This is a genomic window from Lysobacter spongiicola DSM 21749 (assembly GCF_900167055.1).
Classification (GTDB): Bacteria; Pseudomonadota; Gammaproteobacteria; order Xanthomonadales; family Xanthomonadaceae; genus Novilysobacter; species Novilysobacter spongiicola.
The window spans coordinates 1-11,892 of the sequence record NZ_FUXP01000023.1; the positions used below are offsets into that span (position 1 = coordinate 1).

At 58.5% G+C, this 11,892-nt stretch carries 10 protein-coding genes; all 10 read right to left on the reverse strand.

The annotated features are described in order from the left end of the window. Positions 1-951: 951 nt before the first annotated feature. Complete coding sequence (locus tag B5D37_RS14420; RefSeq protein ID WP_078759432.1) at positions 952-1,263, reverse strand: hypothetical protein; 312 nt, start codon at positions 1,261-1,263, stop codon at positions 952-954. Positions 1,264-2,107: 844 nt separating this feature from the next. Then, complete coding sequence (locus tag B5D37_RS14430; protein WP_078759434.1) at positions 2,108-2,953, reverse strand: trypsin-like serine protease; 846 nt, start codon at positions 2,951-2,953, stop codon at positions 2,108-2,110. An 895-nt stretch (positions 2,954-3,848) separates the two neighbouring features. Continuing rightward, on the reverse strand, positions 3,849-4,316 hold the full coding sequence (locus B5D37_RS14765; protein ID WP_143814358.1) for a hypothetical protein: 468 nt from the start codon (positions 4,314-4,316) through the stop codon (positions 3,849-3,851). Positions 4,317-4,436: 120 nt separating this feature from the next. Then, entirely contained in the window at positions 4,437-4,964 is a 528-nt protein-coding gene (locus B5D37_RS14440) for a hypothetical protein (RefSeq protein ID WP_143814359.1), read from the reverse strand. A gap of 2,216 nt (positions 4,965-7,180) precedes the next feature. Then, complete coding sequence (locus B5D37_RS15305; RefSeq protein ID WP_078759438.1) at positions 7,181-7,615, reverse strand: GNAT family N-acetyltransferase; 435 nt, start codon at positions 7,613-7,615, stop codon at positions 7,181-7,183. Positions 7,616-8,085: 470 nt separating this feature from the next. After that, the gene (locus tag B5D37_RS14770) at positions 8,086-8,595 is read right to left on the reverse strand and encodes a hypothetical protein (protein ID WP_159447419.1); all 510 of its coding nucleotides are present in this window, start codon (positions 8,593-8,595) and stop codon (positions 8,086-8,088) included. Next, positions 8,588-8,809, reverse strand: a complete 222-nt coding sequence (locus B5D37_RS14455) for a hypothetical protein (RefSeq protein WP_078759439.1) — start codon at positions 8,807-8,809, stop codon at positions 8,588-8,590. Before B5D37_RS14455 ends, B5D37_RS14770 begins: the two co-directional genes overlap by 8 nt. Positions 8,810-8,963: 154 nt before the next feature. Next, on the reverse strand, positions 8,964-9,269 hold the full coding sequence (locus tag B5D37_RS14460; protein WP_078759440.1) for a hypothetical protein: 306 nt from the start codon (positions 9,267-9,269) through the stop codon (positions 8,964-8,966). Between the two features lie 868 nt (positions 9,270-10,137). Beyond that, positions 10,138-10,827 carry a M23 family metallopeptidase gene (locus B5D37_RS14465; RefSeq protein WP_078759441.1) on the reverse strand — a complete coding sequence of 230 codons (690 nt, stop codon included), beginning with the start codon at positions 10,825-10,827 and terminating at the stop codon, positions 10,138-10,140. A gap of 420 nt (positions 10,828-11,247) precedes the next feature. Continuing rightward, positions 11,248-11,706, reverse strand: coding sequence for a hypothetical protein (locus B5D37_RS14775; protein WP_143814362.1), 459 nt, complete (start codon positions 11,704-11,706; stop codon positions 11,248-11,250). Between the last annotated feature and the right edge of the window lie 186 nt (positions 11,707-11,892).

Genomic DNA, 11,892 nt, shown 5'->3' on the forward strand with positions numbered 1-11,892 from the left:
ACATGCCTGCAACTAAGACGAAGTGGGTTCGGCTTGAATGACCTGTTAGGCGGTGCTGCCTTGGGTGCTGGCGGACCCGCCAACACCACACCCCACAGCCCCGCAACCAGCTGAAACAGTACCAGCGCGCGAGGACCGGCGCCTTACCCGGAAACACCAAGGCGACATGCAGCCGAAGATGGCTCCGAAATGATTGAGCCGACCAGCCGGAGCTACGGAGCCCGGGGAGCGAAGGCCTGGCCGAAGGAGACCAGGCGGAGCCAGCGTTGCGCGAGCGCGAGTCGCACTTCCAGCCCAGCTGCCGCTGCCCGAAGAAGCGACAGCAGAACAGCTTGAGCAGTACCGTCTAACACCAGAATTAAGCCGACCCGCGAAGCGGGTTCGGCTTGAATGATTTGTTAGGCATCGCACACCTTGAAAGTAGGCTGCGATGCCCTCTCGGTGTAGAGAACCTTCCCGCACGTGCAGCTGAAAGTGTATGGCCGCACGATGTTGTTCTGAGTTGAGACGTTGCTGGAGCGGCCGCAGTCCGGACATGCGGCCGCGAAATGCACGCGTGCCCACGTTGGCACCGGAGAAGAGATGCGGGACGGATACTTCTTATCTTTGACCTGTTGGTACTGATAGGACAAGGGAATCACGCAGCGATAGCTCTTATGCCAAAGACCGTGGGTCGTGACTCGCTTGTGGCCAATCTCTCCATCAAAGAGATGCCCATCGGGTGTGCAGCGTCCGGGCTGACCAAGCGCGTCAAACACGACCGTCCTGTGGGTCCTGCCGCAGGTGGAGCAGTCAAGCGAGATCTCGAGGCCAGAATCGAATGTAACGATAACGCCCCTCGAAGTGGAAAGCGTTACCTCAACGTCTAGCTCAACTTTCATGTGATGCCTAACGCCTGAATTAAGCCGACCCGCGAAGCGGGTTCGGCTTGAATGAACTGTTAGGGCTCACTCACGGACCCCAATAGTCAAAATTGAACACCACGCCCTCCGGAATCACAAAGCGAATCTCGCCACCGTAGCACTCTATCTTGTGCTCGCCAGGCTCGATTGGTTTGGGAGTGCCAACCGGAACTGTCCAGGCTTGTCCGTCAACTTTGATCGGGCAGCCATTGTGATCATCCGCGATGGACAGATAAGTCTTTCCGTCAGGGCTATTTGTCAAGTGCCCGCGCAGATGACCGTCATCGCCACAAGCAGCAATGGTGGTAGTTAGCCCGGCCGTAAGAGTGCCCTTGAGAAGGGTGAGCCAGAGTCTTCGCATGTGGGCCCTAACACCGGAATTAAGCCGACCCACAACGCGTGAGTCGGGATCGAAGTTTAGCTGCAGCAACGACTATGCCTGCAAATGGGACGAAGTGGGTTCGGCTTGAATGACTTGTTAGGACTCAGGTGGCAAGCGCCACGGCCGCCGCTGCGAGTACAAGCACAACGCCTGATGCCAGGAGAGTCATGCTTGTTGCCCCGAGATGCGCCGGTGTAACTGCTTTGGGCGATAGGTCCAGGAGGTTGTGGCGAAATGCGAAGAATCCCATTAGCAACATCCCCGCGCCCAGCAAGACATGGTGCAGCGTACCGTCGCTGTAGCCCCCCACGAGCCGCAGCACGCCAACAAGAAGCAGTGGAACGGCCCAGAGCCGGTAGAGTCTGTTCTGTCGGGTGGCTGAGATTTCTGACATGAGTCCTAACACCGGAATTAAGCCGACCCACAACGCGTGAGCCGGGAGTTGAATTGACGCCCCAGCAGCGAACATGCCTGCAGCTAAGACGAAGTGGGTTCGGCTTGAATGACCTGTTAGGCGGTGCTGCCTTGGGTGCCGACAGGCCGCCAACACCACACCCCACAGCCCCGTCAACAGCCGAAACAGTACCAGCCCGCGAGCGCCGGCGCCTTACCTCGAAACGCCAAGGCGACATGCAGCCGAAGATGGCTTCGAAATGATTGAGCCGACCAGCCAGAGCAGCAACACCCGGACAGCGACGGTGTTGCCGAAGAAGACCAGACGGAGCCAGCGTTGGGCGAGCGCGAGTCGCGCTTCCAGCCCAGGTGCCCCCTTACCGAAGAGGCGACCGCAGAACAGCTTGAGCAGTGCCGTCTAACACTTGAATTAAGCCGCGCCGCGAAGCGGCGTCGGCTTGAATGAATTGTTAGCCCCCGCCTGCGGTTGCCCAGAGATAATGCTTTCAATCCAATCGCTGTAATGGCTTAAACGGACATTACAACTGATTTGACCATACCGCCCGGGCGTCCTAATAGCACTTTGAGGGTCTGACCATGAAGTCGGTCCGGCAAGTATCCAATCTTTCTCAGTCTGAATAAGGATTGGTCCGCCACTGTCGCCGCTTCCAGACCCTCCCTCAAGTGGCAGGGCATCCGACGGCTTGTCGAAGATGTAGCAGAGCCATCGGCCATCGGCGCTTGTGATTTTGTTGTACGCACGGCGAAGCTCGGTGCGGTGGGAATCACTGAATTCGTACCCGGTGACGCCGTTACCGGTGGCACCTTTTCCCATGATCTTGACGACCTGATCAAACTCGTCGCCGCTCTTGTTGATTGCAGCGGGGGCAACATCGGTAACAGGCTCTGTCAATTCAATAAGCGCGATGTCGTCCGAAGAGGCAAGCAGCACGCGGAACAACGTCCAGTCCCATGTGGCCAACGCCTGATCGAGAAGCCTCTGCGATGGCATTTTGTGCCCCGGATGCAGGACCAGACGTTTGACATCCCTGGGTATCCCATTGATGGTGATTTGCCTGATTTGAGCCGCATGTGCTGCGGTGACGACCCAGCGCGGCGCAATTAGTACGCCATGCCCTTCGCCGTGGAGGTCAGCGAGCGCGGGAAATTCGGACGCCGGAACCCGATACTTCGCGTCATCGACATCATCGCGAATGACGATCGCGCTTGCACCGAAGGACACAGCAAGCAGCGTGAGCAATAAGAACCGGGACATTGTGATTCCTTCGGAAATGTTTCAAGGGGGCTAACACCGGAATTAAGCCGACCCACAACGCGTGAGCCGGGAGTTGAACCGAAGCCCCAGCAGCGAACATGCCTGCAACTAAGACGAAGTGGGTTCGGCTTGAATGACCTGTTAGGCGGTGCTGCCTTGGGTGCCGACAGACCTCCCGACACCACACCCCACAGCCGCGCCAACAGCCGAAACAGTACCAGCCCGGGCCGACCGGCGCCTTACCTCGGAACCCCATGGTGACATGCGGCCGAAGATGGCTCCGCAATGATTGCGCCGACCAGCCGAAGCAACAAAACCCAAGAAGCGGCGGTCTAGCCGAAGGAGACCGGGCGGAGCCAGCGTCGAGCGAACGCGAGTCACGCTTTCAGCCCAGGTGCAACCTACCGAAGAGGCGACCGCAGAAAAGCTTGAGCAGTGCCGTCTAACGCCTGAATTAAGCCGACCCGCGAAGCGGGTTCGGCTTGAATGAATTGTTAGGCATCTGCCCGAGAGAACTGAGTTGCCCCTCTAGCCATGCCAGGAATTCCTGCTCTGAGAGGGGATTGGGGCAATGGCCCCACTCGTTCCAGCGCCGGTCAACCATAGCGGACCAATCGCCAGCGACCTGAGCAAGTGCGGGGTGACCACCCCAGAACTTTGCGGCTGTAGCGAGCCCACTCACGTGACCATTGAGCTCTTGGATGGAACACGTCCCTGCCAAGTAGCGCCGGCCGGCCTCAAGCATTTGGCGGAACTCTCGGATCTCAGTGGTCATTCTGCTGATGCCTAACACTTGAATTAAGCCGACCCGCAACGCGCGAACCGGGAGTGGAAGGAACACCAGCAGCGACATATTTCGACGAAGCGACGAAGCGGGTTCGGCTTGAATGAATTGTTAGATCTCACCGGTTGGCAGTCCGGCCGATCTTGCCAGTTGCAGCAGAATTTCCCTGCAAGTTTCAATTAGCGGCATAGCCGTTTCTGGGTGCAGGTATGTGCACTCATGGACGAGAAGGTGACGGTATTGAACTGCGTGCTGGAACTGCTCCCAGCGCTCTTGGCCAAAGAAGTGGAGAGCCGATCCTGATCCGATGGAGGTGAAATATGCCTCCAACAATGCTTCCGGGCCGGTCAAGCGATAGCGGGCATACACTTTTTCTATGTTCTCGCCAGCAGCCGCGATGCGATGAACTAGCAAGGAGCGTGCAAGCGCCTCGACGGCCGAGACCCGCGTAATTAGCAAGTTCGGCTCATGCGTGGGATAGCCGAGGCGATCCAAGGCAACCTTGAGTCGTTGCCCAGGCGAAGACCCGACGTATGTCGCTCGAAGGCCTGTTCGATGATCTTCGAGCGAGGTGGTCATGGCTGTGAGATCTAACACCTGAATTAAGCCGACCCACAACGCGTGAGTCGGGAGCTGACGATGCCCCAGCAGGGAACGAGCCTGCAACTGAGACGAAGTGGGTTCGGCTTGAATGATCTGTTAGGCGCCGCCGCGCTCACGCAGGGACTCGGCGAACAGCGGGACGAAACCTGAGACTGCTTCATACGATAACGATAGATCGAAACTGCAGACTTGGCTGGCGTAACGCTTAAGGAATTGTTCCGGGGCGAGAATGACGGTAACGAATTCACTGTAGTTTAGGTACTTGCTCTCGCTTGCCATGAACTCCGCTCTACGGCGGTAGTTCAGGTACTGGCTTGGGGTAAACTTGCCGTGGGGAGGCTTGTTTTCGATATGCAGCGCGCACCGCTTCTGCGTTTGGCCTAACTCGAAGACAAGAAAGATATCGGTTTCCGACTCAGTTGAGTCATCGAGCGCGCACCACCAGTGGCGCCACCAGTTTGCGGGAGCCACCTTCGGCCGCGCATGAATTTGTTCATTGCGTAAAAGAATAGCCGTCCTGGCCGACTCCCTAAATGGTGTTTGTGCCAGCACCCATTGCCGAAAGTCGGCGGACGTGGCCACGGCATCCGCAAATGCGCGATCTAATTCGGATTCTTTTATCATCGTGACCTAGCTACCGGGTGGCGAAGAGGCTTGTTAAGGCGTCTAACACCGGAATTAAGCCGACCCACCACGCGTGAGCCGGAGTTGAACTGATGTCCCAGCGGCGGCTATGCCTGCACATGGGACGAAGTGGGTTCGGCTTGAATGACCTGTTAGGCGCCGCGCCACTAGTCCCCGTCGACAGAGTCGGAACCCCGCGGAACCACGTCCCATTGTGCATCCGCCGGATGGAAATTGGGATCTCTAGTCCGGTCACCGGCGGGGCCTTGTCTGGCGTGGACCAGCAGGCAGATGATCGCCCCGACGACCGGAACGAGCCAAACCAGTAGCACCTGAAGCACTCGTTGCTGCGGCGCCAGGAGATCTGCGCGGAACACTCTGATTGTTGCTAGGAGGTTAAAGCCGAAGAGGATGATAAGGCTGAGAACGTGCCAGCTCATTCTGCCTCCGAGGCGTCTAACACCGGAATTAAGCCGACCCACAACGCGTGAGCCGGGAGTTGAACCGAAGCCCCAGCAGCGAACATGCCTGCAACTAAGACGAAGTGGGTTCGGCTTGAATGACCTGTTAGGCGGTGCTGCCTTGGGTGCTGGCGGACCCGCCAACACCACACCCCAGAGCCCGCCACCAGCCGAAACAGTACCAGCCCGCGGCGACCGGCGCCTTACCCTGAAAGCCCAAGGCGACGTGCAGCCGAAGATGGCTCCGCAATGATTGAGTCGACCAGCCGGAGCAACTTAACCCGGCAAGCGACGGTCTAGCCGAAGGAGACCAGCCGGAGCCAGCGTTGGGCGAGCGCGAGTCGCGCTTCCAGCCCAGGTACAACCTACCGAAGAGGCGGCCACAGAACAGCTTGAGCAGTGCCGTCTAACACCGGAATTAAGCCGACCCACAACGCGTGGGCCGGAAGTTGAACTGACGCCCCAGCAGCGAACATGCTTGCAGCTAAGACGAAGTGGGGTCGGCTTGAATGACCTGTTAGGCGGTGCTGCCTTGGGTGCCTACAGACCTGCCGACACCACACCCCACAGCCCCACCACCGACCGAAACAGTACCAGCCTGCGGGGACCGGCGCTTTACCCCGAAACCCTACGGCGACATGCAGCCGAAGATGGCTCCGAAATCATTGAGCCGACCTGCCGGAGCAACACAACCCGGGAAGCAACGGTCTAGCCGAAGCAGACCAGGCGGAGCCAGCGGCGGGCGAGCGCGAGTCACGCTTTCAGCCCAGGTGCAACCTACCGAAGAGGCGACCGCAGAATTGGGTAAGCAGTACCGGCTAACACCGGAATTAAGCCGACCCACAACGCGTGAGCCGGACGTTGAACTGACGCCCCAGCAGCGAACATGCCTGCAGCTAAGACGAAGTGGGGTCGGCTTGAATGACCTGTTAGGCGGTGCTGCCTTGGGTGCCGACAGACCTGCCAACACCACACCCCGCAACCCCGCCACCAGCCGAAACAGTACCAGCCCGGGCGGACCGATGCCTTACCTTGGGACCCCACGGCGACATGCAGCCGGAGATGGCTCCCCAAGAATTGAGCCGGATAGCCAGAGCTCCGGTTTCCATGATGCGGAGGTCTTCCCGGAGGAGACCAGCCGGAGCCAGCGTCGGGCGAGCGCGAGTCGCGCTTCCAGCCCAGGTGCAACCTACCGAAGAGGCGACCGCAGAACAGCTTGAGCAGTGCCGTCTAACACCGGAATTAAGCCGACCCACAACGCGTGAGTCGGGAGTTGAGCCAAGCCCCGGCAGCGACTATGCCTGCAAATGGTACGAAGTGGGTTCGGCTTGAATGACCTGTTAGGCGATGCTGCCTTGGGTGCTGGCAGACCTGCCAAGACCACACCCCGCAGCCCCGCCACCAGCCGAAACGTTACCAGCCCGCGAGGACCGGCGCTCTACCCGGGACCCCCATGACGACATGCAGCCGAAGATGGCTCCGCAATGATTGAGCCGACCAGCCAAAGCGACAGAAGCCGGATGCAGCGAGCCTGCCGGAGGAGACCAGCCGAAGCCAGCGTCGGATGAGCACGAGTCGCGCTGTCAGCCGCAACGCGAGTGTCCGAAGAAGCGAGCCGATGCAGAGCTCACCAGCAGCAGCCGCCTAACACCGGAGTTAAGCCGACCCACAACGCGTGAGTCGGGAGCTGAGCCGAAGCCCCAGCAGCGAACATGCCTGCAAATGGGACGAAGTGGGTTCGGCTTGAATGACTCGTTAGGCCGTGACCGCCGGCCTGACCATAGCGACTACCTGCAGCCGACGCGACACGTAGCTTGCCAGACGCGCAGCTAGTGCTGGCGGTAGGTGGTTGCGAGCCTGCTGAAAGTCCGCCTGTTGATAGAAGCCGACCAAATGGCTGTACGGGAGGCAGCAGCACCTGCGGCCGCCAATCTCCTGACCCAGCGTGTGCAAGATGCGGGTGCCGACTCCTAATCTCTGGGACCGGGGCTCCACCTGCATCCCGCGCAGCCACAGCAGATCCTGCTCTTGGCACAGGCGGCCGACGCCTACGATCCTCTCCTGACGCTTGGCGAGCACCACGAAGTCCGAGGCCTCAATGGCCGCGCCACCGTAGCCGCGGCTCTCATAGAACGCCTGAGCTGCTGGGAGCTCGTCCGCATTAGCAACAACTACGTCGATAGATGCCATCACGGCCTAACACCGGAATTAAGCCGACCCACAACGCGTGAGCCGGGAGTTGAGCAAAGCCCCAGCGGCGAACATGCCTGCAACTGGGACGAAGTGGGTTCGGCTTGAATGACCTGTTAGGCGGTGCTGCCTTGGGTGCCGACAGGCCGGCCGACACCACACCCCAGAGCCCCGCCACTCGCCGAAACAGTACCAGCCCGGGCGGACCGGCGCCTTACCTCGGAGCCCCACGGCGACATGTGTCCGGAGATGGCTCCAGAATCATTGAGCCGACCAGCCAAAGCAGCAGGACTGGGGAAAGCGACGGCCTAGCCGAAGGAGACCAGCCGGAGCCAGCGTTGGGCGAGCGCGAGTCGCGCTTCCAGCCCGGGTGCAACTTACCGAAGAGGCGACCGCAGAACAGCTTGAGCAGTGCCGGCTAACCCCGGAATTAAGCCGAGCCACGAAGTGGCTTCGGCTTGAATGAATTGTTAGGCCTTGGCTAGAGTGCCATGTCTGAGGAGCTTGAGGCCGAAGTAAAGGCCGACGCAACTAAGGAACAGGCCAAGTGAAACATGAACCAAGATGCCGGTTAATGCAGCAGTCGGATCGCTTGCTGCAGAAAAGTACTTAAGGTGCCGAGATAACGAGACGCCTTGTCCGGAAATGTAGGGAAAGACGCCGAGGCAGAATACAGCCCATTGACCCAGGCCGCAGCAAAACAGAATTAGACCGAGCCCGCGGGCACGCGGCATATCCCTCTTTCTCGTCTTCTGGATGATCGCCAATACAAAGACGTATGAGAAGCCAAAGATTGCAAGTGCGGTCGAGAATTTGGCCAGCCAGACCATTTTTCCCCCAAGGCCTAACGCCTGAGTTAAGCCGAACCGCGTAGTGGAGCCAAAGGCATGGCAAGCTTTTTCTGCCATGCCTTTGGTGTAACGAAGCGGTTTCGGCTTGAACGAATTGTTAGAGCCCGCGAACCGCGAACTCTCAGTCACTGTCTTTGTCGAGGCCGCGCCGACTGCGCTCCTCCCTGGCTAAGGCAGCAGCAAGAGCCGCAAGCTCAAAGAAGTGCATGTCGTACTCGTCAGGGCGACCGGACGCTTGCCAGTCTTCAATGGCGCCAAGTAGATCCATTACGACGCCGTGCTCACAAGCGGCCTCTTCAAGTCGCTTGATGGTTTTTGCGTCGTCGCCGTTCAAGGTTGCCATTAGATCGCCTTTGATTTGAATTGGCCGAGTGGGCTCTAACGCCTGAGTTAAGCCGACCCGCAGCGGGGTGGCGACTGGGTGCTAGCGTAGCGGAAAAGCACCCAGGCGACGCCACGATGCGGGTTCGGCTTGAACGAATTGTTAGGCCGCGCGTCTAGAAGCACGCGCCTGCCCACGAACAGCCGATGAAGATAACCGCGAACACCGCTAACCCAAGACCCAAAATCAAATAACCGGCCGCAAGCAGTAGCCGAGCCGTAAGTGTGGATTGCTTGTGGCGGGCAATGCCAACTGCACCGACCAAGGGCAACGCCAGAAGAGCAAGAAGCGTGAACCTCTCGGCGAGCGTTGCATAGAGATTGAAGCGGGGTAGCACCAAAACTGCTGCGGTCAAGAGAATTGGGCAGGTAAACAGCCATGCGGCGAGAGTGATTTTATTTGAGCTTGCGACCATGTCCATGAGCGGCCTAACACCGGAATTAAGCCGACCCACAACGCGTGAGCCGGCAGTTGAACTGCGATCCCAGCAGCCACTATGCCTGCAAATGGGCCGAAGTGGGTTCGGCTTGAATGACCTGTTAGGTGCTCACGCCACGGCCTTCTTCCGTGAGCAGCGACCCATTGCGGGCGACCCGCGCTCCACATGCTGCGCAGTGCCATCCGCCGCGCATTGCGTCGCGTGCTCCCGAAGGTTTGCGAAATCGCGGCAGGGGCTCGGCGCACCTAGGACAAGGCTTCTTGGGTAGAAGGAAAGCCATAGCAAGTGCACCGAGCGCACCACCGATTGCACCGATCACGCCTGAGATTAAGATCACGCGTTCTTCCTCATAGGTAGCGCGCCTAACACCGAAATTAAGCCGGCCCGCAACGCGCGGACCGGATGCCGAAACAGCTTCACCAACGACACATTTGGTCGAAAAGACGAAGCGGGCTCGGCTTGAATGACCAGTTAGGTTGCAACCGTAGCCGAGAACACACGCTTGCGAAAGACCAGGCTTGCAGCAGCGCCGAAAACCGTACCTGCGCCCGATGACCTGCACTGCCGGAACGAACCCGATGGCCGTAATGCAGCCGAGCGAGAACGCCGTGGCGCAGGCCACCAATTGCCTCCCCAAACCCCAGCCGTGCCATAAACACACTTGCTGCGAAACCAGAAACCCCGGTGAAGCGAATCAGGTAAGAACTGCGGAAGCCCATTGCCACGAAAGACGCTTTTACTGCGACCTAACACCTAAGTTAAGCCGAGACGCGTAGTGGAGCCAACCACGTGGCAGGCTCTATCTGCCATGTGGTTGGCGGAACGAAGCGGCTTCGGCTTGAACGCATTGTTAGGCGCACATGCGGATGCGCTCCAAGCGGCCAGGCATTTCATTGCGGACTGACACCCAAGTGTCATCACGATAGACCTCGTAGTTGTCAAAGCTGCAAGGTACGCCCGAGGCGGAGCGAGGATCAGGAGCATCCATGAGATGAAAGTGCAGATGAGGGGCTGTGGAATTGCCAGAATGTCCTACCTCCCCAAGCAAGTGACCAGCAACTACCTTATCTCCCTTCTTGACCGTGATGGATCCGGTCTTAAGGTGCGCGAGGAAGGCGAAACAGTTATCTCCCTCTAGAATCAGGTAGTTGCCCGCGACCGGCCTCAGGTCTTTGTGCTTCTTTTCGTTGAAGAGCAAACCATTCTTCAACGCTATGAAAACGTCTCTTGCCAAATGGACCGTTCGTCTTTCCGGCCATCCATCTGCAGCATGTACGACTGTTCCTGCAAATGGGGCGATGACGGGCTGCGACCACCCGTAACAATCGTGGAGTTTCACGCGACCCAACAGGTATCCGATGTTCTTCTTGCCGTGGAAATCGTCGACCTTCCCATCTATCCAGCTCAATCGGGCGAAATCGTAGGCGTATGTTTGGGCCAGGTAGTCCGTGCCATGGCTGGGCACCTTGTGTGCAGGCGTATTGAGAGCAGACCACTCACCGCGCAAAGGAAATCCGACTGAAATGGGTGAGGCTTCCATGAACTCTCCTGTGCGCCTAACGCCTGAGTTAAGCCGAACCGCGTAGTGGAACCAAAGGCATGGCAAGCTTTTTCTGCCATGCCTTTGGTGTAACGAAGCGGTTTCGGCTTGAACGAATTGTTAGGCTAGGTTCGATGTTGGCGAGCTCGCAGATCATTGAGAGTCTTAATCGGGCATGCTCCGAGACGGACGACCAATCGCATAGTGGCCGCAAGTTCTTTGCCGCCCCGCTTGCGGGCAGCCCTATCCAGCCGCTCGCAGTCACCGCAGAAGCGATGACGCTTGCTAGTACCGGCAAGCCAACGGAAGCACCATTCGTCAATGGCACGCGCGCAGTAGGAGCACTTCCGGGTGTAGGGTCGGTTCGCCAGGTGGAGCCTCAAAGCTGCGATAGCTAAGCGCTTGGTGGGAATTCAACAGCTAAAAGTAGCATTCTTGTCTTCCCCAGTTCACGGTGGTTAATTCCACAGCGTACTGCATCTGGCCCTGCGGAGAAATGCGTTGAATTTCATTGCCAGTAGCAGTTGCGATAAAATCTCTTGCCTCGCCGGGTGGGATGGACACATTGCGCGCGAAGTAGTTGCCCCGGCCAACGACAGAACATCCGGACCCTATGCAGTCACTCGCTGCTACGTTAAAGACTGCTTCTCCATAAACATGAGAATGGGAATTGTTGGAAAGTCTCCCGCTAATGGATGGGCCCCGTATCATCAAATTGCCGATAACAAGATGGGGCAAAAGCTCATTGGACTCTTGCTCTAGGGCGGCGCAGCGATCCTGCTGCGCTTTCTCAAAGTGATTTTCAAGCAGGGTTCCCCCTACTAAATATACTACGAAAAGAACAACCAGTATCTTAAGTGTGGTTTTCAGTGCAGCCATAGCATCCCCTCCAATTATTCCGCCCCAAGGTGGATCGATTGCATGATGAGCCTAACACCGGAATTAAGCCGACCCACAACGCGTGAGCCGGGAGTTGAACTGACGCCCCAGCAGCGAACATGCCTGCAGCTAAGACGAAGTGGGGTCGGCTTGAATGACCTGTTAGGCGGTGCTGCCTTGGGTGCC